The organism is Mycobacterium sp. 3519A (genome assembly GCF_900240945.1).
GTDB lineage: Bacteria > Actinomycetota > Actinomycetes > Mycobacteriales > Mycobacteriaceae > Mycobacterium.
The window spans coordinates 385,156-409,079 of the sequence record NZ_OESG01000014.1 but is presented as its reverse complement, the minus strand read 5'-3'; the positions used below and the strand labels follow the sequence as shown (position 1 = coordinate 409,079).

Annotated in this window: 21 protein-coding genes and 1 pseudogene; 8 read left to right on the top strand and 14 right to left on the bottom strand. The window is 65.8% G+C overall.

All coding sequences use genetic code 11. The features are described from left to right. Nucleotides 1-49: 49 nt before the first annotated feature. Nucleotides 50-1,423 (bottom strand): MFS transporter, encoded by a 1,374-nt coding sequence (locus tag C1A30_RS23140; RefSeq protein ID WP_235010158.1) that lies wholly within the window; start codon nucleotides 1,421-1,423, stop codon nucleotides 50-52. Beyond that, a complete protein-coding gene (locus C1A30_RS23135) occupies nucleotides 1,420-2,376 on the bottom strand; it encodes a DNA polymerase domain-containing protein (RefSeq protein WP_101950709.1) in 957 nt (318 codons plus the stop codon). The genes C1A30_RS23140 and C1A30_RS23135 overlap by 4 nt, the downstream gene beginning before the upstream one ends. A 161-nt stretch (nucleotides 2,377-2,537) precedes the next feature. Here C1A30_RS23135 and C1A30_RS23130 point away from each other — a divergent pair, with 161 nt between their 5' ends. The 4 genes from C1A30_RS23130 (at nucleotide 2,538) to C1A30_RS23115 (ending at nucleotide 4,793) form a co-directional block, all read left to right on the top strand. Continuing rightward, nucleotides 2,538-2,936 carry a DUF4383 domain-containing protein gene (locus C1A30_RS23130; RefSeq protein ID WP_101950708.1) on the top strand — a complete coding sequence of 133 codons (399 nt, stop codon included), beginning with the start codon at nucleotides 2,538-2,540 and terminating at the stop codon, nucleotides 2,934-2,936. Nucleotides 2,937-3,024: 88 nt separating this feature from the next. Continuing rightward, nucleotides 3,025-3,570: a CsbD family protein gene (locus C1A30_RS23125; RefSeq protein ID WP_101950707.1), complete on the top strand. Its 546-nt coding sequence runs from the start codon at nucleotides 3,025-3,027 to the stop codon at nucleotides 3,568-3,570. Beyond that, nucleotides 3,567-4,226, top strand: a complete 660-nt coding sequence (locus C1A30_RS23120) for an IF2 family translation initiation factor (protein WP_101950706.1) — start codon at nucleotides 3,567-3,569, stop codon at nucleotides 4,224-4,226. The genes C1A30_RS23125 and C1A30_RS23120 overlap by 4 nt, the downstream gene beginning before the upstream one ends. A gap of 66 nt (nucleotides 4,227-4,292) precedes the next feature. Beyond that, nucleotides 4,293-4,793, top strand: coding sequence for a hypothetical protein (locus C1A30_RS23115; RefSeq protein WP_101950705.1), 501 nt, complete (start codon nucleotides 4,293-4,295; stop codon nucleotides 4,791-4,793). 11 nt (nucleotides 4,794-4,804) lie between these two features. On the opposite strand, the gene C1A30_RS23110 is transcribed toward C1A30_RS23115, so the two are convergent. After that, on the bottom strand, nucleotides 4,805-5,584 hold the full coding sequence (locus C1A30_RS23110; protein WP_101950704.1) for an SDR family oxidoreductase: 780 nt from the start codon (nucleotides 5,582-5,584) through the stop codon (nucleotides 4,805-4,807). 165 nt (nucleotides 5,585-5,749) lie between these two features. Between C1A30_RS23110 and C1A30_RS23105 the strand changes: the two genes are divergently transcribed. Beyond that, nucleotides 5,750-6,598 (top strand): helix-turn-helix transcriptional regulator, encoded by an 849-nt coding sequence (locus tag C1A30_RS23105; protein ID WP_101950703.1) that lies wholly within the window; start codon nucleotides 5,750-5,752, stop codon nucleotides 6,596-6,598. On the opposite strand, the gene C1A30_RS23100 is transcribed toward C1A30_RS23105, so the two are convergent. From C1A30_RS23100 to C1A30_RS23090, 3 genes are all read right to left on the bottom strand, one after another. Further along, the gene (locus C1A30_RS23100; RefSeq protein ID WP_101950702.1) at nucleotides 6,585-7,988 is read right to left on the bottom strand and encodes an NCS2 family permease; all 1,404 of its coding nucleotides are present in this window, start codon (nucleotides 7,986-7,988) and stop codon (nucleotides 6,585-6,587) included. The genes C1A30_RS23105 and C1A30_RS23100 overlap by 14 nt on opposite strands. 56 nt (nucleotides 7,989-8,044) lie before the next feature. Then, nucleotides 8,045-9,844 carry a cellulase family glycosylhydrolase gene (locus C1A30_RS23095; RefSeq protein WP_142392652.1) on the bottom strand — a complete coding sequence of 600 codons (1,800 nt, stop codon included), beginning with the start codon at nucleotides 9,842-9,844 and terminating at the stop codon, nucleotides 8,045-8,047. 298 nt (nucleotides 9,845-10,142) lie between these two features. Next, on the bottom strand, nucleotides 10,143-11,201 hold the full coding sequence (locus C1A30_RS23090) for a M42 family metallopeptidase (RefSeq protein WP_101952823.1): 1,059 nt from the start codon (nucleotides 11,199-11,201) through the stop codon (nucleotides 10,143-10,145). 108 nt (nucleotides 11,202-11,309) lie between these two features. Between C1A30_RS23090 and C1A30_RS23085 the strand changes: the two genes are divergently transcribed. Next, complete coding sequence (locus C1A30_RS23085) at nucleotides 11,310-12,521, top strand: acyl-CoA dehydrogenase family protein (protein ID WP_101950700.1); 1,212 nt, start codon at nucleotides 11,310-11,312, stop codon at nucleotides 12,519-12,521. A gap of 3 nt (nucleotides 12,522-12,524) precedes the next feature. Here C1A30_RS23085 and C1A30_RS23080 read toward each other — a convergent pair whose 3' ends face one another. From C1A30_RS23080 to ligD, 3 genes are all read right to left on the bottom strand, one after another. Beyond that, nucleotides 12,525-12,833, bottom strand: a complete 309-nt coding sequence (locus C1A30_RS23080) for a hypothetical protein (RefSeq protein WP_101950699.1) — start codon at nucleotides 12,831-12,833, stop codon at nucleotides 12,525-12,527. Nucleotides 12,834-13,001: 168 nt separating this feature from the next. After that, nucleotides 13,002-13,415, bottom strand: coding sequence for an STAS domain-containing protein (locus C1A30_RS23075; RefSeq protein WP_101950698.1), 414 nt, complete (start codon nucleotides 13,413-13,415; stop codon nucleotides 13,002-13,004). Between the two features lie 117 nt (nucleotides 13,416-13,532). Beyond that, nucleotides 13,533-14,789 (bottom strand): non-homologous end-joining DNA ligase, encoded by a 1,257-nt coding sequence (ligD, locus tag C1A30_RS23070; protein WP_200828406.1) that lies wholly within the window; start codon nucleotides 14,787-14,789, stop codon nucleotides 13,533-13,535. 46 nt (nucleotides 14,790-14,835) lie between these two features. Between ligD and fadD2 the strand changes: the two are divergent. Then, a pseudogene (gene fadD2 / locus C1A30_RS23065) lies at nucleotides 14,836-16,500 on the top strand (long-chain-fatty-acid--CoA ligase FadD2); the annotation flags it as partial. A gap of 149 nt (nucleotides 16,501-16,649) precedes the next feature. Beyond that, nucleotides 16,650-17,429, top strand: a complete 780-nt coding sequence (locus C1A30_RS23060; RefSeq protein WP_101950695.1) for an SDR family NAD(P)-dependent oxidoreductase — start codon at nucleotides 16,650-16,652, stop codon at nucleotides 17,427-17,429. Here the strand turns inward: C1A30_RS23060 and C1A30_RS23055 are convergent. The 5 genes from C1A30_RS23055 to C1A30_RS23030 form a co-directional block, all read right to left on the bottom strand. Then, nucleotides 17,426-17,737: a hypothetical protein gene (locus C1A30_RS23055; protein WP_101950694.1), complete on the bottom strand. Its 312-nt coding sequence runs from the start codon at nucleotides 17,735-17,737 to the stop codon at nucleotides 17,426-17,428. The two genes, C1A30_RS23060 and C1A30_RS23055, sit on opposite strands and share 4 nt — an antisense overlap. A 353-nt stretch (nucleotides 17,738-18,090) precedes the next feature. Continuing rightward, nucleotides 18,091-19,107: an aminotransferase class IV gene (locus C1A30_RS23045; RefSeq protein WP_101950692.1), complete on the bottom strand. Its 1,017-nt coding sequence runs from the start codon at nucleotides 19,105-19,107 to the stop codon at nucleotides 18,091-18,093. A 25-nt stretch (nucleotides 19,108-19,132) separates the two neighbouring features. Beyond that, the gene (locus C1A30_RS23040; RefSeq protein ID WP_101950691.1) at nucleotides 19,133-20,629 is read right to left on the bottom strand and encodes an APC family permease; all 1,497 of its coding nucleotides are present in this window, start codon (nucleotides 20,627-20,629) and stop codon (nucleotides 19,133-19,135) included. Nucleotides 20,630-20,700: 71 nt separating this feature from the next. Then, nucleotides 20,701-21,603: a LysR family transcriptional regulator gene (locus C1A30_RS23035; protein ID WP_235010156.1), complete on the bottom strand. Its 903-nt coding sequence runs from the start codon at nucleotides 21,601-21,603 to the stop codon at nucleotides 20,701-20,703. A gap of 115 nt (nucleotides 21,604-21,718) precedes the next feature. Continuing rightward, nucleotides 21,719-23,911: an acyl-CoA dehydrogenase gene (locus tag C1A30_RS23030; protein ID WP_101950690.1), complete on the bottom strand. Its 2,193-nt coding sequence runs from the start codon at nucleotides 23,909-23,911 to the stop codon at nucleotides 21,719-21,721. Between the last annotated feature and the right edge of the window lie 13 nt (nucleotides 23,912-23,924).

Genomic DNA, 23,924 nt, shown 5'->3' with positions numbered 1-23,924 from the left:
GTCGGCGACATTCTGCCCAGCTGCCGGATCCGCTACGCGTTCTGACGCCTCAGCTGACTTGTTGGACCGCTTCGAGTTCGAGGCCGGTGCTGCGCGGCCCGAGCAGCCCGACGTCGAGGCAGAGTAGGACGATCAGCACCGCCGACCCCGAGAACACGGCAACCGGTCCCAGCGCCGCCAACGCGGGCACGGCGATGAACGGCAGCACGGTCGAGGTGGCGCGGGACAGCGAGTAGCAGATGCCGCTCGCGGTGCTGCGGATCGCCGTCGGGAAGATCTCGGCTTGATAGATGTGGAACGCGTTGGAGAAGATGTTCGAAATGGCGGTGAGCAGGAATCCCGCCACCACGATCAGCACCACGTTCTCCGCCGCGGCAAACACTATGCCGCACACGCCGATTCCGAGTGCCGAGTAGATGATCAAGAACTTGCGCTCGAAGCGCTCGACCAGCGGCACCGAGATCAGCGATCCCAGCGGATAGCCCGCAAACGTCAGCGCCGCGTAGCCGAGCGACTGCGTCACTTCAAAACCCTTGCTCACTAGCACAAGTGGGGCCAGGGTGCCGAAACCGTAATACGCCACCGTCTGCAGCACCTGAAAGTTCACCAGCATCACCGTCCGTTTGCGGTAATCCCGGAACGCGATCCGCAGCACGTCACGGACGGTGCGCGCATCGTCTTCGCCGAGGGCCGTGTCGGCCTGGCTCGGCGGCAACGCGGTGCCCGGTGCGACCTTGGCGACGATCGATGCCACCAGTGCGCTTGCCTCTGCGTTGCGGCCGCGGCTTTCCAGCCACCGCGGCGACTCCGGCAGCATCGTCCGTACCGCCAGCACGAACACCGCGCCCAGCGCGCCGAACACCAGCAGCCACCGCCACCCGTCGATGCCGAACAGGTGACGCTGCGCGACGAGCTTGCCCCCGAGCAGCGCCGCAAGCGGGACGCCGACGAACCCCAGCGTGTAGGCCCACGCCGTCAGCCTGCCGCGGACCCTGGCTGGCACGAACTCGGCCAGGTAGGTGTCGACGAGCACCAGTTCGGCGCCGAGTCCGATGCCGGCAAGAAAGCGCAGCACCAGAAACGTCTCGATATTCGGTGAGAACGCCGCCATCAGTGAAAACAGCGAATAGACAAGCAGATTGAGGATGAACACGCGTCGGCGTCCGAGCCGGTCGGCGACGATCGACAACACGCTCGCGCCGACGAACATGCCGGCGAACCCGCTCGAGATCACCATCGCCTTGCCTGCGGTGCCGAGGTGGAACTCACCTGCCAGCACGGGTGCCAGCACGGCGCCGAGGAAGACCTCGTACAGGTCGAAGAAGGTGCCGAGCCCGACGATTACCACCAGCCGCCAATGCCAGCGGGTGACGGGCAGCCGTTCCAACACCGACGTTGCCGCCGTCACTTCGGTACCGGTCACGGACTCCTCCTCGCCGCCCTGGCGCGGCGCTTCCCTTCGTGCATGGCGGCCACCCTGGCGACAGGAATCGTACGGCCGAACTCGATGAGGTCGCGCGGCAGGCGTTGTGGCGCAGGCATCGCGTGTGCCCACGGGTCGCGCCCGCAAAGCGCGTCGACCGCCGTGTGCAACGTGAAATCGGCGGGCGTGACGGCGTCGAGGTTCGCCCAGTCCACTGGAAAGGACACCGGTGTGCCCGCGCGAAGGCGCGGACTGTAGGCGGCGACGATCGTCGCACCGCCTGCCCGAGTCGAATCGACGAACACCTTCCCCTCGCGGTCCTCGACGATGAAAGCCGTTGTGGCGATGGCAGGGTCCAGCGCCTCGGCCTGCGCGGCCAGTGCCCGGGTGGCCGCCGCGACGTCGTCGCCCGGCGCGCTGTCGTCGACGGGAACGAAGATGTGCAGTCCCTTCGCGCCGCTGGTCTTGACGGCACCGGAAAGGCCGTTGTCTGCCAGGGCTTGCCGCACCAGCTTGGCGACAGCAACGACAGCGCGAAAAGCGTTGTCGCCAGGCGGATCCAGATCGAGCACCAGATGCGTCGGCCGATACATGTTGTCGGCCAGCCCCAGCGACGGGTGATATTCGACGGCACGCTGGTTGGCCAGCCACAGCAGAGTGCGCCGATCGTTGCACAGCGGATAGTGCACTTCGCGTCGGGACGCCTCAGCCCAGATCGAGACGGTCTTCACCCAGTCGGGGGTGTACTTCGGCGCGTTCTTCTGCATGAACGGCGCCTGCCCACGCAACACCCGCATCACGGTCAGTGGCCGGTAGGCCAGGCCGGGCAGCATCCGGTCGGCGACCGCATCCAGATAGTCGACCAGATCACGCTTGGTCGCGTTCGACACCGGGCTCAGCGGCTGATCGAGATTGGTCAGCGCTACTCCGGCGCGCTGCTCTGCGCCGCTCATATTCCGACCCTATCCGCGTTTGGATCGCGCGCGACTGGCTAACCCGGGTGGACCGCCAACCAAGAACGAGAGGTTTTCACGTGGCTGTTCCAGGATCACAAGGCACTCCGGTTGCAGCGCCCACGGCGCGGCGCGCCCCGGTCCAGTGGGCGGCGCTCGCGATGGGCGCGGTGTTCCTGCTCGTCGGGGTGCTGGGCTTCATACCGGGCATCACGACGAACTACGACATGCTGACGTTCGCAGGCCACCATTCCGACGCGCAGTTGCTTGGCATCTTCAACGTTTCGGTGCTGCACAACATCGTCCACCTGGCCTTCGGCGTGGCGGGACTGGCGCTGGCACGAACCTTCAACGGCGCCAAGGGCTACTTGATCGGCGGCGGAATCATCTACGCGGTGCTGTTCCTGTACGGGCTGCTGATCGACCACGGTTCAGGAGCCAACTTCGTGCCCGTCAACTCGGCGGACAACTGGCTGCATTTCGCGTTGGCCGTGGTGATGCTCGCGCTGGGGTTCCTGCTGGGCCGCACCGATGCACCCGACTTTCCCGCACGTCGTTGATCGACGTCAGTGTCGGACACCACATCGGGTTTTGGCCCGCCCGATACGAGGAATGCGTGCGAGTAACCGATGAAGGAGGGGAACTGGGATGACCGATTCCGGAAAAGCCGACCAGGCTCGTAAGGGCTTGATCGACTCCGTGAAAGGTAAGGCCAAGGAAGTCGTCGGCGCGGTGACCGGTAACGATTCGCTGACCGCCGAGGGTCAACTCGAGCAGACCGAGGCGCAGCAGCGCAAGGAGGCCAGCAAGGTCGAGGCCATCGCCGACGCCGAGGCGCGCGAGGCGCGCGCCCAAGCTGTCGAGGCCAAGCGCGAAGGCGCCGCGGAGCGCAGCGCCGTGCACGCCGAAGCGGCGGCTGAGGAAACCGAGATCCGCGCGGATCAGGCCGCGCAAAAGCAAGCCGCGGAGCAGGCCGCACATCAGGACCTGGTGAAGCAGAAGGCCGACGCGGAACGCGACGCACAGCAGCGGATCGAGCAGGCCAAGGCAGAGCAGCGGGAGGCCACCCAGGCCGCGGACGAGGAAGTCGCCGACGCGCTCGACGACCACAAGGATGCGGTCCGCGAGTCCGCCAGGGCGCGTGCTGAGGCGGACCGACTCAGGGCACAGGCCGAAACGAGGAGTGACCGATGAGCATCACCGATATCCCGTTCGCAGTCCTCAAGATGCAGTACCGGCTGGCGCGCTTGCCGCTGCAGTTGGTCGACGAGCGGGTGTTCAGCCGGATGGAGTCTGACGCGCCGGCGCGGCTGTTCTTCGAACGTTCACTCGGCATGCTGGACATGACCGTCGGGAATGCGCTGCGTGTCCCGGAACTCGAACAGCGCGGCGCCGAACTGGTCGAACGCAGCGACGCGCTGCGGCAGGCGGCCAAACTCGACGAGGCCGCAAGCGAGAACATCAAGGCCGCCGGGGCCAATGTCAGGGCCAGCCGCGAGAAAGCGGCCCAGGAACGCGAACAAGCGCGGGCCGAGGAGGAGTCCGAAGCCAAGAACGCGCGCGCGGCGGCTCAGAACCGCAAACGCGCCGCGGTCGACAGCGCCGAAAAGCGCATCGCCACAGGCCACAAGCGGGCCGACGAGGCCGCAGCACAGCGCGAAGGCGCGGCCGAAGCGGCCAAACGCGAAGAAGAGGCGATGATCCGGGCGGCCGAGCAAAGCGCAGTGGCGGCAGCCGATGCGAAGCTTGACGACGCCAAGGACAAACGTGACACCGCGGCCAACAAGGTCACGCGCGCCGACCGGTTGGAGGAACTGGCCGACACCGAGAAGCAACGGCGCCGAAGCTAACGATTTTGTTGTGATTCGGCGTCGACGCTCGCGTTAAAACGCCCCGCCGTGCTGTCGTGAGAATCGATGACGTCTCCGAGAGCGCGGACAGCGCGACTGGCCTTCGCCACGGCGGCATGCGTGGCATGTGCGGTGCTGCCGTCGGCTGCCGCCGCGCCGTCGACCGACAGTCAGGGCTACGTCGACTCCACCGCGCGGTGCGCCTCGCCCAGCACGGCCGTCCTCTACGGCAGCACCGATACCTCGCGGGTGGCGATCTGCAAGACGCCGGACGGGCGGTACGAGTACCGGGGCGTGCGGGTGCGCGACGGCGCCAAGCTGATCCTGCCCGCTGCGCAGTCCGGTGACGGCTACGTCGTCGACAACGACGGCATCACCTACACCGTCACCGCGGAGTCGCTGGTGATCAGCCAGGGCGACAACGTGATTCGCAAAGAGCAGTTGGTGGACACCTACCGCGCTGACGCACCCGCAGGCCCCGGCCCCGGCCCGGCACCTGACACGCCTACACCGACGACGCCGTTGCCGCCACCGCTACCCGCCGAGGTGGGCGGCAACAAGCGGTAGCGGCAACCGGCCTACGAGGCCTGCTTGGTCGGCATGATCGTCAGCTGCTGAATGTTCACCCGCGCCGGCTGTACGGCCAGGAAGTTGACGGCCTCGGCGACGTCGGCAGGCGCCAGCCAATCAATCTGACCCCTGGTGCTTTCCAGCCACTCCTGCGCTCCCGCGTCGGTCACGTGACCTTGTAGCTCGGTCTCCACGATGCCCGGCTCGATGGCCGAGACGCGGACGTTCTTGGCGCCGAGTTCGGCACGCAGTGTTCGCGACATGTGGGTGACGTACGCCTTGGTGCCCGAGTACACCGCGAAGTTCGGGAAGATGTTCTGCGCGGCGATCGACGACGTGTTGATCAGATCGGCGACGCCCTTCTCAGCGGCCGCCGCAATCAGCTGCGGCACGAACGCGGCGATCGCGTTCATCAACCCGCCGACGTTGATGTCGATCTGGCGCTGCCACTGCTCGATCGGCAACTCGTCGACGGGGGCGGGCAGCATGACGCCTGCGTTGTTGAAAAGCAGGTCCACGGTGCCCAATTCGGTCGCGATCCGGTCGGCCGCGGCGCGCAGCGCTTCGGCGTCGGTCACGTCGGCGGCGATGGCGAGCGCCGTCCCGCCGGATTCCTCGATCTCGTTGACGAGCTTCTCCAGACGGTCGGCGCGCCGCGCGAGCACGGCAACCTTCGCGCCGGATGCGGCGAGCCGCTTCGCGGTGGCTTCACCGATGCCACTGGACGCACCGGCCACCACGGCGACGCGGCCTGCCAGCTGAGCTGCGGTGTCGATCGAACTGGTCATCTGTGCACTCTCCTTGTTGTGTCGGTAGCGGCGGTGGTGCCGCGTATTCGAGACAACAAGGGAAAACCGGTCCACGACGTCCCTAAATCGGGCCGCGCTCAACCTAGGTCCAGCAGACCTACGTTTAGCTGGGCACGAAACCACTGCTGCCCTCAGACTGGGGAGGTGGAGCAGAACGCGGAACTCAGGGAGTTCCTGCGCACCCGGCGTGCGCGTCTGAGCGTCGACGATGTCGAGGTCGGCGGCACGGGGCGCACCCGTCGGGTGCCCGGACTGAGGCGCGAAGAGGTCGCCCAACTGGCCGGCGTGAGCGTCGACTACTACAGCCGGTTGGAGCAGGGCCGTCATCTCAACGTCTCCGACGAGGTGCTCGACGCTGTGGCCCGCGCGCTGCGACTGGACGACACCGAACGCGCCTACCTGTTCGAGATCGCGCGCAGGAATCGTCGCGCCCGTCGCCGCCCGCCTGCGCCTGCGCAGCGGGTCCGGCCGGGAGTGCAGCGCATCCTCGAGACACTCGACGACATCACACCCGCGTTTGTGTTCGGTCGGCGGATGGACGTGCTCGCCGCCAACCGGCTGGCCCGCGCGTTGATGGCCGACTTCGATGCGATGCCACCGCGTGACCGAAACCTGTTGCGGTACACGTTTCTTGACGAATCTACCCGCGAGCTGTTCGTCGACTGGGAAGAGGTGGCACGCGACAACGTCGCGATCCTGCGCCTCGACGCAGGACGCCACCCCGACGATCCGCAGCTTGTCGAGTTGGTGGGTGAACTGTCGGTCAAGAGCCAGGAGTTCCGTCGGTGGTGGGCCGATCACAACGTGCGCGAGCGCACCAACGGAATCAAGCGATACCACCATCCGGTCGTCGGCGATCTGACCGTCAACTACGAATCCGTTGCGGTGCTTGGTGATCCAGATCAGACGTTGTGCATCTACACCGCGGACGCGGGCTCACCGTCGGAGACGGCGCTGCAGTTGCTCGCCAACTGGACCGTCACAACCCGATGAGGGTTTCGATCCACCCGCGCGCGAAATAGAGGACGAAGCCGGCCGCCACCACCCACAGCAGGGGGCTGATCTCACGTGCCTTGCCCGCCGCGGAGCGCAGCACCACCCATGCGATGAAGCCGACGCCGATGCCGTTGGCGATCGAGTAGGAGAACGGCATCACCGCGACGGTGAGCACCACCGGCACCGCCACCGAGAATTCGGAGATGTCGATGTGGCGCAACTGCGACATCATCATCACGCCGACGATGACCAGCGCCGCCGCCGCCACCTCCGTCGGCACGATCGACGCCAGCGGTGAGACGAACATGGCGGCCAGAAACAGCACGCCCGTAACAAGACTCGCCAGCCCGGTGCGTGCGCCCTCCTCGATGCCCGCACCCGATTCGATGAACACCGTGTTGGACGACGACGACGTCGCACCGCCCACCACCGCGCCCGCGCCCTCGACGATCAGCGCCGACCGCAGCCGAGGGAAGGTGCCTTGCGCGTCGGCCAGGCCCGCCTCGCGTGCCAATCCGGTGAACGTGCCCATTGCGTCGAAGAAGTTCGCGAACACCAGCGTGAAGACCAGCATGACGGCGGCCAGCACGCCGATACGGCCGAAGCTGCCGAAGCTGAAGTCGCCTGCGAGCGACAGGTCGGGAAGCGCGAACGGCGAACCCGACAGAGTCGGCACCGAAAGGCTCCATCCGCCGGGATGTTCGGTCGCCGAGCCGAGGTGCCAGATCGCCTCGATGGCGACCGCGAGCAGCGTGCCGATCACGAGTCCGATCAGAATTCCGCCGCGCACCCGACGCACGACGAGGATGCCGGTGACAAGAAGGGTGAACACGAAAACGACCGCGGGCACGGTGTTGATCGAGCCGACGCCGCCGTGGCCGAGACCGACGGGCGGTGACGGTTGTCCGGTGGCGCCGATGAAGCCGGCGTCGACCAGTCCGATGAACAGGATGAACAAGCCGATGCCTGCCGTGATCGCGAGCTTGAGTTGCAGCGGCACCGCATCGAAGACCAACCGGCGCAAGCCGGTGGCCGCAAGCAGCACGATGATCAGCCCGTCGATGACCACCAGGCCCATCGCCTCGGCCCACGTCACCGACCCCACCACGGTCGTCGCCAGGAACGAGTTGATCCCGAGGCCTGCGGCGAACGCGAACGGCAACCGCGCGATGACGCCGAACAGGATCGTCATGACGCCGGCCGCCAGCGATGTCATCGCCGAAACCTGGGCGAATTGCAGCTTCTGGCCGGTGACGTCCGGCGCACTGGACAGGATGATCGGGTTCAACACGATGATGTAGGCCATCGCGATGAAGGTGACGACCCCGCCGCGTAGTTCGGCAGCAACCGTCGACTGTCGTTCCGAGATCTCGAAGAACCGGTCCACGCGCTCGACCCTAAGGCCAGTTCAGCGGGGACGGCTCGGCGGGTTACCGGCGGTGCTCAGGCAGCGCCGGAGTCGTCGTCATCCGCGCCCTCGGAGCTCTCGGGTGGTTTCGTCGTGTCGTCCTGGGTGGCTTGCGGCATCGTGGTGTCGGCATCGACCGTGCTCTCCTGCGCCGACGTCTCGGCCCTGGTCTGCGGTGTCACCTTGTTGCCGTCGGTGACGCGCTTGCGTGGCCCCTTGCCTTCTGCCTTGGTGTGTGGCCGTTGCGGCTTTACGTCGGTGGCCGCCTTTGCCTCTTCGTTCGTCGCTTCTTGTGCGTCGACGGCGGCGGTCTCGGCTACCGAATCGCGCGCCTGGACTTGTTTGTCGGGCACCTGTTGTGCCGTCGCTGAGCGTCGCGTCACCGCGGGTTCGGGGTCTTTCTCGGAATCCACTGTGACGGAGAGGGTTTGAACTTCCACCGGTTCCCTGTTGGCCGTGGCCGCGACGACGGACTGGCCGCCTGCGACCGACGTCACCGCGGCAAAGACCGGGGCCAACAGATCCTTCACGAATTCGACCGGCACCGCCGCGAACGGGACCACGGCCTTCACCACACCGAGGATCTGCTCGATGAGCAACGCCAGCCTCGGCACGAAGCCCACCTTCGGCACCGGGGGCGGCTCGGTGGGCCTGATGCCGTCGAGCCAATCCTCGATGAACTCCGCGGCCGCCTTCGGGGTGCCGTCCTGGGTGAAGATCCCCAGTGTTCTGTCGCTCCAGAAGCTGCCCGTGTCGCGCGTCGTGAAGACGAACGACGGACCGGTGTAGGACTGGCTGGACCACGCGTACAGGAAATCGGCGATGAAGGCCGCCTGGCCCTGGTTGCCTGCGACTGAGGAGGGTTCGCCGTACTCGGTGGCCCAGATCAGCTTGGCGCCATCGCCGTATTGCACCATCAGTTCACGCATGCCTTCCAATTGCGCGAGCGGCGCGTTGGCGTTCGAGCCGCCCTGCGAGAACGGCAGCGTGTAGTGATAGGGATGGAAGGACAGCGCGTCGAAGTTGTCGTGCGCACCGGCCTCGTACATCTTGCGAAGGAATGTCACCGGGTCCATCGTCAGATTGCCGAAGCTGACGAGCGGGGCGGTTACCGCGCCGATGACGACCGCGTCGGGATCGGCAGCCTTGATCGCCGGATAGGCCGCCTTCAGCAACTCGGTGTAGGCGGCCGGATCCGGCCCGGTCGACCAGAATGTCTTGCTGTTCGGCTCATTCCAGACCTCGTAGCCACCCACCTTGCCTGCGTAGCGCGCGGCGACATCGGCTGCGAAATCGGCGAATTTGGTCGGGTCTGCCGGTGGCCCGCTGATCGCGGGCGTGCCGGGCACCGTGGCCCATCCCGGGGTCGAGTTCAGGGCGGCGAGAACTCCCATGTTGCGTTCGGCCGCGGCGTTCACGATCAAGTCGATCTGATCCCAGTCGTAGACATCGTCTTTCGGTTCGACACCCGCCCAGAAGATGACGATTCTGACGTCCTGCACGCCCAGCGCCTGCATCTCGTCGAGCGTCTTGTCGATGTCCGCAGCCGACATTCCGTACAGGTACGGATCGGCGATGCCGACGTTGGTGTTCGAGGTGTCGATGGCGACGGTTTCCGTCACCGCGATGGTCTGCTCGACCGGGACACCCAACTGCGCGGCAGCGCCGCAGGCAATGACGAGCGAGAACACCGGAATCGTCGCGCGGACCGTGTGCCGCCGGACAGACGAGTTCGAGATCATGACAACCCCTTCCCCCAGGGAGGCCGCCTTTGCAGCAACTTGAACGTACTCAGTAATTAATTTGCTGTTAACGTATTCGTCAATAAAGATCACGGGTATGTGCCGAGGGAAATACTCCACGTGACACGGGCCTCGCTACCGGCCGCCCGCAGCTACTTTCACGATCAAATACATCGTTGTGCTGCGGTTACCGCTCCGAGAGGGTCACCACCACCCGCGGCGCAGGTCGTCACTTGCGCGGACCATAGCGAAACCGCTCGGGCGTCAGTCGGATGGCTTACAACGGTCAACAGAAATAGCGAGAAGCTAACTTACATGTATCCAGCAACCATCGCTGGAGGAGGTGGGCGCTGGATCGACAGGTTGTGCTGGCAAGAATTCGGCCCGTCGGTCAACTCGGCAGGAACCCGACCAGCACCTTGCTCATCGCCGGGATCGCGTCGCGTCGAATGACTTCGTATCCGTGCGTGCTCAGCGTGGGAAGGCACAGCAATCCGGCCCGCGCGGTCAAACCACCGGCCTTTGCGTGCGAGGCATCGGACTCGAACGCACCGAGCACAGCAGGTTGCGGAGCTAAGCCTAAATCCGTTGCCACAGAGAACAATTCGTCGGCGACATCCTTGTCGTACACACACTGCGCGTCGCTGTAGCCGACGATCGGTCCGCCGCCGACAGTCGTGCCGTATTCCGCCTCGGTCGGACCGACCTCGAGCGCGAGGGTCAGATCGCCGGGCAATGTCCGACTGCCATACGACCCGCCGATGCCGCCGATCTCTTCGTCCGTGGTGAAGACCAGGTAGACGTCGCGCACCGGGCGCTTTCCCGCGGCCCGCATCTGCCGCGCGGCGTCGAGCAGCGCGACGATCGCCGCGCGGTCGTCCATGAAGTAACAGCCGAGGTAATCGCCGAACTCGACGAGTGTTCTCTTGCTGTTGTCCACGCATACCCGCGTGCCGGGGCGTATCCCCGCGCGCGACAACTCGTCCGTGGTGCGGCCCGTGAAGACGTAGACGTGTGTCCAGTCCAGCGCCTTGTCGCCGCCGTCGGGTTTGGTTTCCCAGATCTGCCGACTCTCACTGGTCGTGTGCTCCGAGCCCAGCGTGAGTACTCCGCACAGCGTCTCCCGGTCGCCGAGCACGGCCACCGGACCGAGACCGAAGTTGCCGGGATACATCGTCCCCAATTGCGTGAGGTGCAGGGTGCCGTCCGATTCGACCCGTTTGACCAGCATCGACAACTCGTCCATGTGGGCCATCACGCGGATGGGCGCTCCGCCGCCACCGCCGCGGATCAGGCCGACCAGATTTCCCGCTTCGTCGACATGGGTTTCGTCGACCAGTGGGGTGAGTTCACGCCTGCACACATCGCGGACCGCATCCTCTTGTCCGCACGGGCCGTAGGTGAAGAGCAGTTCCTGCAACAGGTCGCGCGAGAACCCTTGATCGGTCACCACGGTGACGTACCCAGGGCCGCAGTGAGGCACTCCACAGAACTGGGACTTACCGGGGGGTAAGTATCAGTGTACGGTTGTTCACCGAATCAGAAAGGACGGTTGGGCGTGTCGTTTTCTCTTGAACTGTCTGAAGACGTCATCCAGATCAGGGACTGGGTGCATGAATTTGCGGCCGACGTCGTGCGCCCTGCCGCCGCTGAGTGGGATGAGCGTGAGGAAACCCCGTGGCCGATCATCCAGGAGGCGGCCAAGATCGGGTTGTACTCCATGGAACTGTTCGCCGCCCAAGCCGCCGAACCGACCGGCCTCGGGATGCTGACCGTATTCGAGGAACTGTTCTGGGGCGACGCCGGCATCGCGCTGTCGATCCTCGGCACCGGACTTGCCGCCGCGTCGCTGTCCGCCAATGGCACACCCGAACAACTCGGCGAATGGCTGCCGCAGATGTTCGGCACGCCCGACGAACCTCTGCTCGCGTCGTTCTGTTCCTCAGAGCCCGCCGCGGGTTCCGATGTGGGCGCCATCCTGACCCGTGCCCGCTATGACGAAGCCAACGACGAGTGGGTGCTCAACGGTGTGAAGACGTGGGCCACCAACGGCGGAATCGCCAACGTGCACATCGTCGTTGCGTCGGTTCATCCCGATCTGGGCAGCCGCGGTCAGGCGACGTTCATCATCCCGCCCAACACTCCTGGCTTCAAACAGGGACAGAAGTTCAGCAAGCATGGGATCCGCGCCTCGCACACCGCGGAGGTGATCCTCGAAGACGTCCGCATCCCCGGTCGGTTGATCGTCGGCGGTAAGGAGAAGTTCGACGAGCGCATCGCCCGCAGCCGTGAAGGCCAAAGCGCCGCAGCGCAAGCCGCGATGAAGACGTTCGAACGCACCCGCCCCGCGGTCGGCGCGATGGCGCTCGGGGTGGCCAGGGCCGCCTACGAGTACGCGTTGGACTATGCACAGCAGCGAGAACAGTTCGGCCGCAAGATCGGTGACTTCCAGGCGATCGCGTTCAAACTGGCCGATATGAAGACCCGCATCGACGCGTCGCGGATGCTGGTGTGGCGGGCGGGTTGGATGGCTCGCAACAACAAGCCGTTCGTCAACGCCGAAGGGTCGATGGCCAAACTGGTGGCCAGTGAAACCGCCGTCTACGTAACCGATGAAGCCATCCAGATTCTCGGCGGTAACGGCTACACCCGTGACTATCCGGTGGAGCGCATGCACAGGGACGCCAAGATCTTCACGATCTTCGAAGGCACGAGCGAGATCCAGCGACTGGTCATGGGCCGCGCGATCACCGGGCTGCCCATCCGCTAGCCGCTAACCCGTCGCGGTGAACGAGAACACCAATACGAGGAACGCGGCGATCAAAAGCAACCAGGCGACGACCGGGACCACAACCCCGCGACGGTGCCGTGCGGTGAAGAACGACAACGCCACCGCGGCCACGGCGACGACGGGTGCGCCGTACTGGATGAGCGTGAAACCCAGCTCGCCCGGACCCTGTCGCGGGCACGGTTGGTGGTTGCATCCTGCGGTGCCGAGCACCTGCATATAGAGGAAGACCACGACGACGATGGCGCCCGGCACCGTCGCCAAGGCCAGGATCCAATTGCCGGTACGCCCCATGGCCGCCGCTTACCCGACGGCGGTAGGCCTCAAACCGCGCGAATCCCGATGGGAATCAACAGGTCAGCGAGCCGTGATAGCCAATGGCCGCGAACGCGGCTTGTGACGACCGTGCACCAGATAGGCGAGCCACCGAATGTCGAGTATCACTGTGCGTCGTCCCTGTCTCTAAGCGCTCTTCGTGAGGAGCGGAAGGAGCCGACGGCGTTCAGCGATGGCGTCGGCGAAGTTGTGCAGTGCGTCGGCAACCGACTCCACAGTCGGCAGCTCGAGGCGGGCGTCGAAGGAGTGGACCGCGCGGCTGACCGCTGGGCTGGCGATCAGCGACCACTCGACCCCTGCGGCGGTGCAGGCGTCGTCGAGCTCGGACAGCAACGAAATGATGTGCGAAGTCGCCGAACTCACGCCGCTCAGATCCAGCACCATCGGCTTCTCCTTGAGGACGAAGCGCTTGGTGTACTGGCTGACCTTGTCGAGGTTCACATCGTTTAGATCCCCGGTGACAGTCACCACGGTGGCCAACTGGCGGCTACACGCCCGCACCTGGGCGCCGTCATATTCGATTGCCGGATTGCCGTACATCTGGCGCCTCCCCTCGATTCCTTAACTGGTTACGAAGTTACGGAGCCGATATAAGGCAACGGGGAGTAACGGCTAATACTTTATTAAGAACCGGTTTTGGGTCGGTCAGCAAACCCGTCAGTCGCGCATTTTCTGCCGGCCGGAATAGTTCTCCCAGGGGGAGTAGTCGGCGAGCAGGGCCTCCTGCGGCGGCCGCTGTTTTTCCGGCACATGCTGCAAATTGATCCGGATCCGGTACCAGATGGAACTCGGGCCCCGCATGCCGTCGACCAAAACATCTGCCGGCTTGAGCATTTCGGCTACCGACGGGTAACGCGTGCGCCACTGGTCGAGTGCGGCCATCGCCTCGTCCTTGGTTTTGGTGCGGGCGATCTCGATCAGCGGCTTCACCGATTGGCGCCTGCCCGTCGGATTCTGTGCGGTTTTGCGGGCACCGCGCGGCGCCTTCTCCGCAGGCCCCAACTTCTCGGCGAGTTCGAGCAACGCATCCAGGGTGCCTGCGTGGTCGTCCATGCTTTCCCACGGATCGCCGTTTTCCTCGAAGCGTTTGGGCACGGTCGCAATCGTGAAATCCGCCGGATCGCAGTTCGCCACCTCGTTCCAGAAGAGCGGGGTGGACACCCTGGCGTCCGGGGTGGCGCGGACGGAGTACGCGGACGCGACGGTGCGGTCGAAGGCGTTCTGGTTGAAGTCGACGAACACCTCTTCGCCGCGCTCCTCTTTCCACCACCGTGCCGTCGCCTGCCCCGGCGCTCTGCGTTCCACCTCGCGGGCCACCGCTTGGGCCGCCAATCGGACGAACTTGAAGGGCCACCGCCGCTCGATGCGGGCGTAGATGTGAAATCCGCGGGAGCCGGACGTCTTTGGCCACGCCGTGAGGCCGTGCTCCTCGAGCACCTCGCGGGCGACCATGGCCACGTCGACGATCTGCCGCCAAGCCACGCCGGGCATCGGATCCAGGTCGACGCGCAACTCGTCGGGGTGGGCCAGGTCGTCGGCGCGCACCGGATGCGGGTTGAGGTCGACGCAACCCATGTTGATCGCCCACGCCAGGCCGGCCGCGTCGCGGATGACGGCTTCCTTCGCCGACGTGCCGGACGCGTACTTCAGCTCGGCCACGTCGACGAAATCCGGCCGCTTCTCCGGGGCCCGCTTCTGGAACACCGCCTCCTCGGTGATGCCCTTGACGAACCGCTTCAGAATCATCGGCCGGTCGCGCACACCGCGCAGCGCGCCCCCGGCGACGGCGAGGTAGTAGGTGACCAGGTCGAGTTTCGTGATTCCGATATCCGGGAAAACGACCTTGTCAGGGTGGGTTATCGCGACCTGCCGACCGTCCACGTCCAGCGACATGGGAGAGGCCATAGGTGTCATGGTAATTTCCCGGTCGAGTCGAGACGCCCGTCACTAGTGTGGGGTCATGCCTAAGCTCACTGATCTTCCGTCGCAGGCAGTCGCCAAAGCGCAGCAGCTCGTCGAGCGCGGCTCAGCAGAGCTGCATTACGCGTACAAGATGTTGGAGGCGGGCGCCTTCAAGCTCGAGCCGCCGCAGAACGTCGCCGCCATGATCGCCGACATCCGGCGGTGGGGCGAATTCGGGATGATCCCCGCGCTCAACGCGCGCCGCACCCCGAACCGGACCGCGATCATCGACGACTTCGGCGAGATCACCTTCAAAGAACTCGACGACGCCGCCCACGAGGTGGCCAACGGGTTGTTGAAGAAGGGTGTCAAGGGCGGGGACGGGGTGGCGATCCTGGCGCGTAACCACCGCTGGTTTTTGATCGCGGTGTACGGCTGCGCCAGAGCGGGTGCCCGCATCATCCTGCTGAACAGCGAATTCTCCGGACCGCAGATCAAAGAGGTCTCCGAGCGCGAAGGCGCCAAGCTGATCATCTACGACGACGAGTACTACGACGCGGTGTCGAAGGCCGAACCGGAGTTGGGCAAGCTGCGGGCGTTGGGCGTCAACCCCGACAAGGAGGATTCGGCGAGCACCGACGAGACGCTTGAGGACCTGGTCGCGCGCAGTTCGGGCAAGCCGGCGCCGAAGGCGACCAAGCATTCGTCGATCATCATTCTGACCAGTGGCACCACCGGAACTCCCAAGGGCGCCAACAGAAGTACGCCGCCGACGCTTGCCCCGATCGGTGGCGTGCTGTCCCATGTGCCGTTCAAATCCGGTGAGGTGACGGCTCTTCCGGCGCCGATGTTCCATGCGCTCGGCTATCTGCACGCCACCATCGCGATGATGCTCGGCACGACGTTGGTGTTGCGGCGCCGGTTCAGGCCTGCGACGGTGCTCGAGGACATCGAGAAGCACAACGTGACCGCGGTGGTCGTGGTGCCGGTCATGTTGTCGCGCATGCTCGATGCGCTCGACGCGATGGAGCGCAAGCCGAACCTGTCTTCGCTGCGGATCGTGTTCGTATCCGGGTCGCAGTTGGGTGCCGAACTGGCGCAGCGCGCGCTGAAGGATCTAGGCCCGGTGGTCTACAACCTGTACGGGTCGACGGAGATCGCGTTCGCCACCATCGCAAGGCCGAAGGATCTGTCGATCGATCCCGCCACCGTCGGGCCGGTCGTCAAGGGGGTGAAGGTCAAGATCCTCGACGACAACGGCAACGAGGTGCCCCAAGGTGAGGTGGGCCGGATCTTCGTCGGCAACTTCTTCCCGTTCGAGGGCTACACCGGCGGCGGCCACAAGCAGATCATCGACGGCCTGATGTCCTCGGGCGATGTCGGCTATTTCGACGAGAACGGTCTGCTGTACGTCAGCGGCCGCGACGACGAGATGATCGTGTCGGGCGGCGAGAACGTGTTCCCCGCCGAGGTCGAAGACCTGATCAGCGGTCACCCGGACGTGGTGGAGGCCACCGCGCTCGGCGTCGAGGACAAAGAGTGGGGCCACCGGTTGCGGGCGTTCGTCGTCAAGAGCGACGGCGCCAGCCTCGGCGAGGACGACATCAAGACCTACGTGCGCGAGCATCTCGCCAGGTACAAGGTGCCGCGCGAGGTGATCTTCCTCGACGAGTTGCCGCGCAATCCCACCGGCAAGGTGCTGAAGAGGGAGCTCCGGGAAATGGCCGTCGGCGGAGCCGACGATAAGGCAGGGGTCGACGGAGCCGACGATAAGGCAGGGGTCGACGGAGCCGACGATAAGGCAGGGGTCGGCGGAGCCGACGACAAGGCAGGGGCGGAATAGTCCGCCGCGCTCGGTGGTAGTACCACGGCGTGAACATTGATCTGAGTGGAAAGACGGCCCTCGTCACAGGGTCGACCCAGGGCATCGGGTTGGCCATCGCGGAAGGGCTGGCGGGCAGCGGCGCCCGTGTCGCGGTCAACGGCCGCACTGCCGAGCGGGTCGACGAGGCGGTCGCGAAGTTGACCGGTGATGTCTTCGGTATCGCTGCCGACGTGTCGACCGAGGACGGCGCGGCGAAGCTGCACCGCGAGTTGCCCGACGTCGACATCCTGGTGAACAACCTCGGCATCTTCGGCGCCGTACCGGCGCGCGAGATCACCGACGAGCAGTGGCGCACCTATTTCGACGTGAATGTGCTTGCCGCCGTTCGGCTTATCCGCATGTACCTGCCGGGCATGACCGAACGCGGTTGGGGCAGGGCCATTCAGATCGCCAGCGATTCGGCGTTGGTGACGCCCGAGGAGATGATCCACTACGGGGTGTCCAAGACGGCTCTGCTGGCCGTGTCGCGCGGCTTCGCCAAGGACGCGGCGGGCACCGGCGTGACCGTCAACTCGGTGATCGCGGGGCCGACGCACACCGCGGGCGTCGAGGATTTCGTCTACCAGTTGGTCGACAAATCGCTGCCGTGGGACGAGGCGCAGCGCGAGTTCATGCGCAAGCACCGACCGCAGTCGCTGCTGCAACGGCTCATCGAACCCGCCGAAATCGCCAACATGGTCACGTATCTCGCTTCACCGCTGGCATCGGCTACCACCGGCGGCGCGTTGCGCGTCGACGGTGGATACGTGGATTCGATCGTGCCCTAGTAGGCCATCATCGCGGCGCCTGGAATGGCCAGGCTGATCAGCATCAGCGTCAGCAGGAACCACCCGGCACCTTGCCAGGCAGGCCAGGCGCCTTCGACTTTCCAGACGCGGTAGGTCTTGACGAATGCGCCGATGCCGCCACCGAACAGGATGGCGGGCACCAGCGAAGCCGCGATCACCGAATCCCGTGCGAAGAAAGCCCATGCGGCGAAGACCAGGCCCGCCACCGCGACAATCGCACCGACGTACATCGCCGCCTCATGGAACGTGCCGGGGTGGTCGAAGCGCTTCTCGACGTCGTGGGTCATGGCTGCCGCCTACGGGCCGCCGTTCACGTACCACGACAGGCAGCCGGGATGGTTACGGCAGGCGATGATCGCGTTGGCGTCCGGGGCCGAACCACGGACCCGTGGGCCTACCGGACCCGGGGCCGTACAGCTTGGCACGAACGGACCCCACGGGACGACGCCGTTGTAGCAAGGTTGCGCTGACGCCGGCGGAGCGCTGACAGTCGAGAACGCCGCGGGGCCGGCCAGGACCGCCATGGCCGCTGCTCCGCCGACGAAAAGGCGCATCGAGCGTCGCCGGAAGTTATTCATAACTTGTCTAACGATCTATGAAGACCATCTATTTCGATCGTAGACCTGATTAGACGCGACCGTCAGTAGTCAATTGCCTCGATCAGCGGCGACGGCTCGTCCATCAGCGCCCAGAACCGGTCGCGGATGGCGACGGTGAGCGGACCGGGCGTGCCGTCTCCCACGGGTTCGCCGTCGAGCGTGTTGATCGGCGTCACGCCGCCGGCGGTGGTGACCGCCATCAGTTCGTCTGCGTCGTACAGTTCGTGGCTGGTGACGTCGCGCAGCGTCGCCTCGATGCCCATGGCGTCAGCCAGTTCGAAGACGGTCTTACGGGTGATCCCCGGCAGCGCGTTGCGGGACGGTGAGGCGAGCTTGCCGTCCTTGACGATGACGACGTTGAAGCCGGGGCCCTCTGCCACGCAGTTGTCGGCGTCCATCAGGATCGCGGTGCGGGCGCCGCGGTCCTTGGCCTCGAAGCTGGCGGCGGTCAGGTCGCCCCACTGGTAGTTCTTGATGGTCGGGTCGACGGTGTTGCGGCCCGCGCGCCGCACATGCCGCGGGACGATCGCCGTCGTACCGAAGATCTGCTCATGCGGGGGAAACGCCCACAGGTAGGGGATCGCGTAGATGTACACCTGATGGGTCAGCTTTGACAAGTCCTTCTCGCCCTTGCGTTTTCCGTATCCGCGGGTGACGGTCAGGTTGACGAACGACTCGCGCAGCTGGGACATGGCGACGCAGCGTTTGGTGATCTCCGCCAGTTCGTCCTTGCTGTAGCCCGGGTCGAGGCGCAGCTTGTGCGCGCCGTCGAGCAGCCGGTCGAGGTGGTCACCGAGCCGGAAGATGTTGCCGTGCCACACATGTGCCACGGTGTAGGTCAGATCGGAGTGGCCGAACCCGGTGTCGAAGATCGAGATGCGGGCCTCGGATGCGGGGATGTATTCGCCTTCGATCCACGCGACGCCGCCCGCGTACGGACTCGAGGTATCCAGTTCGTAGTCGCTGTACTGGATCACCGAACCGGGTGGGGTGTCCTCGCGGATGGCGCCGGGTTCGACGGCGACGAGGTTGCTGGTGCCCTGGTCTACGACAGTCATTGGGGTACAGGTCCTTTCGAGGGTTTCAGGAGAGGTGGGTCTTGGCGTAGTTCGGGCCTGCGTCGCCGTTGCGCAGTCGGGTGCGCAGCCCGGTGACCGCCCACAGCGCGGCGAGCACCACGAGCCCGAGGAACACATAGCCGTTGCCCGCGAACTGCGGAAGGAAGATCAGCGCCGCGCACACCAGGCCGAAGGCGATCAGCGCCAGCACGGCGACCGGCACCCGGGCCCGGCCGAGATCGAACGTCCCTGGCTCCGGCGCGGGAATGGTGCCGCGGCGGTTGGCGATCAGCACGGCCACCGTCTGCAGGAAGTACATGGCGCACACCGCCAGCGACGAGAGGCCGATGATCAGGAAGAACGCTTTCTCGCTCACCAGTGCGGACAGCAGCAGGATGGTCGAGAGGCTGAACAGTCCGAGCACGGCGTAGGTGGGCGTCCGGTTGGACACCGACACGTGCCGCCAGACATGGGAGAACGGCAGCATGTTGTCGCGGGCCATCGAGTAGGTGAGCCGGGTTGCCACCAGGATGTTGGCCAGGATGCACGCCATGATGTTCGTCATCGCGACTGCCACAACGATTCTCGTCACCACCGGGCCCACCTGCTGCGTGATGATCTCCTCGATGGGCGCCGCCGTGGCGGCCGCGACGGCGTCCTGGTCCCTGATCGCCAGCACGTAGACGACGTACATCGAGAACTCGATGACGATCGATGCGGTCAGCGCATAGAACATCGTCCGCGGAATGACCCGGCGGGCGTTCACGGTCTCCTCGGCGATGTCTGCGCTGGCCTCGACGCCGATCAGGCCGAAGAAGGGACCAAGCGATGCGGCCAGCCACGCCAGGATGTAGGCGCTGTGCTCGTCGTTGGTGCCGCCGGTGAACAGGACCGAGATCGGTTGGTGGTTGTCCGGGGAGGAAAAGGCGACGACCGCGACCAGCAGTGTCGCGCCGACGGTGATGACCAGTTCGAGGCCAACGCCGATGTTGTTGACCATCGTCGCGAAGCGCACGCCGTACAGGTTCACCAGCATGCAGACCGCCATCACGCCGATGGCGACGAGGATCTGGGCGGTCTGGCTCATGTTCCAGCCGAACAGGCTGCCGAGGTAGCCGGACAGGATGAAGCCGACGCCGGTCATGCCGCAGACCCAGCCTGCGAGTGCGAGCACACCGGTGAACCAGGCGAGGATCGAGCCGTGGATGCGGCTGGTCCACTGATAGGCGTAACCGGCCAGCGGGATCTTCGCGGTCAGGTCGGCGGCGATGAAGGTCCAGATCAGGAACACCGCCGCGGCCAGCAGAAGCGTCCAGACGAAGGGGCCGCCCGCGGTGAAGTAGCCTGCGCCGAACCCGGTGAACACCGCGGTGGTGGCGCTGATGGTGGCGAAGCCGAGGGCGAAGGACGCCAGCCGGCCGACCGAGCGATCGAGTTTTTGCGAGTACCCGAACTGGGCCAGCCTGGCGTCCTCGTCGTCGCTCGGCGCCGTCGGCATCACGGGTGAGGCGGTGTCAGTCATGAAGTGAGGAAACCCGACCTGGGCGCCGCGGCGGAAGTTGCAGTTTCTGATGTACTTATAAACCCGCGTTATCAGTAGTAGGTCGCCGGCCGTTCGATCGCCTGGCCTTCGCCGAAGCTCCACTCCTCGCGGACATGCTTGACCAGTTGCGCCGCCTCGTGGGACAGCCCGGCCGGATGCCAGGCCAGCGCCGTGTAGTTGCGCGGGCGGTCGACGATCGGCACGTAGGCGATGCCCTGCCTGTTGTACAGGCGCGCGCTGGCCTCGCTGGTGAAGCTGATGCCGAGGCCGCGCGCGATCGTCGTGGTCTCCTCTTCGTAGGTGGCCGCGACGGCGGCGATGGTGGGCGGTTGGCCGCCGCGGGCGTCCATCGCCATCCAGTAGTCGCGCCACCGGCCCGCGCTGGCAGGCGCAACCACGATCGGGTCGTCGAGCAGTTCGGCGATGTTCAGTTCGGAGCGGCTCGCCAGCGGGTGGTCACGCGGCAGGCACGCGACCCAGTTCTCCGCGTCGAGGATGAACATCCGGTGTTCGGGCAGATCCACCGGCGGCCGGATGATCGCCACCTCCGTGCTGCCGTCGGCCAGCCCGGCAGTCGGATCGGAGAAGTCGAATTCCCTTGGCTCCAAGGTGATTTCCGGATACTTGGCCTCGAAGTGGCGGAGCAGTCGGAACAGCAGGTCCGCGCCGGTGCCGATCAGATAACCCAACCGGATGCGACGGTAGTGCGCCGACAGTGCGATCAGGTCGTCGACCGCGGCGTCGACTCCGCGCAGCGCGTCGCGCACCTTCGGCAACCAGGCCTGGCCCAGTTCCGTCAGCGCGACCTCGCGGGTGCTGCGGGTGAACAGCATGACGCCCAGCTGATGTTCGAGCTGTTTGATCGCCGTCGACAACGCGGGTTGGGTGATGAACAGTCGCTCCGCGGCGCGCCGGTAGTTCAGCTCCTCGCCGAGCACGGCGAAGTAGCGCAACTGTCGCAGCGTGAAATCCGCGCTCGTGGGCGTGCCCTTTCTTCGGCGAGCAGACGCAAAATGTCCCGACACGCCGAGAAATTGGGCCACTTTGCGTCTGCTCGCGCGGGGAAGTTTACGGGTCGCGGGGCAGTCCCAGCAGCCGCTCGGCGATGATGTTGAGCTGCACCTCCGACGTGCCGCCGTAAATCGTCGTGGCCCGGCTGGCCAGCAGCATCTGCGCCCACTGGCCCTGAGGCTGGTCGGGGTCGCCGATGGCGCCGTCGGTGCCGAACGACGACACTGCAAACTCCGCATACCCCTGGCCGGTGCGCATCGACAGCAGCTTCGAGATCGCGGCGGCGGGCATCGGATCGCCGCCGGCCAACGTCAGCAGTGTCGAGCGCATGTTGAGCAGCTTGGCCGCATGCCCCTCGGCGATCAGCCTGCCCGCGTGGTTCTGGTCGATCTGGTCGAAGTGCCCGTCGCGGATGAACTCGACGAAACCGTTGAGGTTGGCCAGGAACGGCGCCTCACTGCTGCCGATGGACACCCGCTCCGCGGTCAGCGTGGTGCGACTGACCTCCCAGCCGCGGTTCACCTCGCCGAGCACCAGGTCGTCGGGGACGAACACGTCGTCGAGGAACACGGTGTTGAACATCGCGTTGCCGGTGAGTTCGCGAAGCGGCTTGACCTCGACGCCCTCACTGGACATGTCGAGCAGGAAGTAGGTGATGCCGTTGTGTTTCGGTGCGCTCGGATCGGTGCGGGCCAGCAGCATGCCCCACTGCGACAGCTGCGCCCCGGTGGTCCAGATCTTCTGGCCGGTGATCCGCCAACCGCCGTCGACCTTGGTGGCCTTCGTGCTCAGGCTGGCCAGGTCCGAGCCGGATCCCGGCTCGGAAAACAGCTGACACCAGATCATTTCGCCGCGCAGCGTCGGCGGCAGGAAGCGCTGCTTCTGTTCCTCGGTGCCGAACGCGACCACCGAGGGAATCAACCACGCCGCGATGCCCATGTTGGGTCGGCGCACCTTACCGGCGGTGAACTCCTGGGCGATGATGATCTGCTCGACGGGACTGGCCGCGCGACCCCAAGGCTTGGGCAGGTGGGGCACCACCCAACCGCCCTCGGCCAACGCGATCGTGCGCTGTTCCCGCGGAATCGCTTTCAGCGCAGCGACTTCCGCACGGATCTCGTCGCGAAGCTTCTCGGTGTCCTGGTCGAGGTCGATGTCGATCTTGCGAACGCCGGTGGTGGTCGCGACGTCGACCACCTGCTGCGGGTAGTCCGCGGCGCGGCCGAAGCAGGCCGCCAGCATGATCGCGCGCCGGTAGTAGACGTTGGTGTCGTGCTCCCAGGTGAAGCCGATGCCGCCGTGCACCTGGATGCAGTCCTGGGTGCAGTGCAGCGCCGCCGCGGGCGCCAACGTCGCGGCGACCGCTGCGGCGAACTCGAAAGCACTGTCCTGCGAACCGGTTTCGCGATATTCGTCGATGGCTCGGGCGGCGTCCCACACCGCGGCGGTGGCCCGCTCGGTGTCGGCGATCATCTCCGCGCACTTGTGCTTGATGGCCTGGAACTGGCCGATCGGCCTGCCGAACTGCTCGCGGATCTTCGCGTATCCCGACGCGGTGTCGGTCGCCCACCGCGCGACACCGATGGACTCGGCAGACAGCAACGTCGACATCAGCGCCCGAGCCAGGGTGCGGCTCAGGTTGTTCAGCACGCGGTCGTCGCCGACCTCGACGGCGTTGGCCCGCACATGCGCGATCGGCCGAAGCGGATCGATGCTCTGCACGGGTTCGATTTCCAACTGGTCGGCGTCGAGCACCAGCCACTCTTCACCGCTGTCGATGGCGACCGGCAGCACCAGCACGGACGCCTGGGCGGCGGCGGGCACCGCCCGCACCTCGCCGCGGATGACGAGGCCCTCACCGTGCCGGGTGGCGGTCAGGCCGGAGTCGATCGCGTATGCGGCGATGACGTCACCGGAGGCCAGGTCATTGAGCAGCTTCGCGTCGGGGTCGTTGGCAGCGATCAGCGCGCTGGCGATCGCGGACGGCACGAACGGTCCCGGCACCGCGCCGTAGCCGAACTCGGCGAGCACGATGGCCAACTCGAGGATGCCGAAACCCTGTCCGCCAACCGATTCCGCGAGGTGAACGCCTTGGAGGCCCTGCTCGGCAGCGGCCTTCCAGAACGGCGGTGGGTTGGGGATCGGATTCTCCAGCGCTTCGTGCAGCACCTCCGACGGAGCCACCCGCGCCACCAGAGACCGGACCGAATCAGCCAGGTCGTTGTGTTCCTCTGTGATTGCGATGGGCATGTATCCGCCTCCA

What these genes read in the sequence shown, in the direction of transcription:
- C1A30_RS23135 (WP_101950709.1), bottom strand. Translation starts at nt 2,376, where the DNA reads ATGAGCGGCGCAGAGCAGCGCGCCGGAGTAGCGCTGACCAATCTCGAT.
- C1A30_RS23130 (WP_101950708.1), top strand. Translation starts at nt 2,538, where the DNA reads ATGGGCGCGGTGTTCCTGCTCGTCGGGGTGCTGGGCTTCATACCGGGC.
- C1A30_RS23125 (WP_101950707.1), top strand. Translation starts at nt 3,025, where the DNA reads ATGACCGATTCCGGAAAAGCCGACCAGGCTCGTAAGGGCTTGATCGAC.
- C1A30_RS23120 (WP_101950706.1), top strand. Translation starts at nt 3,567, where the DNA reads ATGAGCATCACCGATATCCCGTTCGCAGTCCTCAAGATGCAGTACCGG.
- C1A30_RS23115 (WP_101950705.1), top strand. Translation starts at nt 4,293, where the DNA reads ATGACGTCTCCGAGAGCGCGGACAGCGCGACTGGCCTTCGCCACGGCG.
- C1A30_RS23110 (WP_101950704.1), bottom strand. Translation starts at nt 5,584, where the DNA reads ATGACCAGTTCGATCGACACCGCAGCTCAGCTGGCAGGCCGCGTCGCC.
- C1A30_RS23080 (WP_101950699.1), bottom strand. Translation starts at nt 12,833, where the DNA reads ATGGGGCGTACCGGCAATTGGATCCTGGCCTTGGCGACGGTGCCGGGC.
- C1A30_RS23075 (WP_101950698.1), bottom strand. Translation starts at nt 13,415, where the DNA reads ATGTACGGCAATCCGGCAATCGAATATGACGGCGCCCAGGTGCGGGCG.
- ligD (WP_200828406.1), bottom strand. Translation starts at nt 14,789, where the DNA reads ATGACACCTATGGCCTCTCCCATGTCGCTGGACGTGGACGGTCGGCAG.
- C1A30_RS23055 (WP_101950694.1), bottom strand. Translation starts at nt 17,737, where the DNA reads ATGACCCACGACGTCGAGAAGCGCTTCGACCACCCCGGCACGTTCCAT.
- C1A30_RS23045 (WP_101950692.1), bottom strand. Translation starts at nt 19,107, where the DNA reads ATGACTGTCGTAGACCAGGGCACCAGCAACCTCGTCGCCGTCGAACCC.
- C1A30_RS23040 (WP_101950691.1), bottom strand. Translation starts at nt 20,629, where the DNA reads ATGACTGACACCGCCTCACCCGTGATGCCGACGGCGCCGAGCGACGAC.
- C1A30_RS23030 (WP_101950690.1), bottom strand. Translation starts at nt 23,911, where the DNA reads ATGCCCATCGCAATCACAGAGGAACACAACGACCTGGCTGATTCGGTC.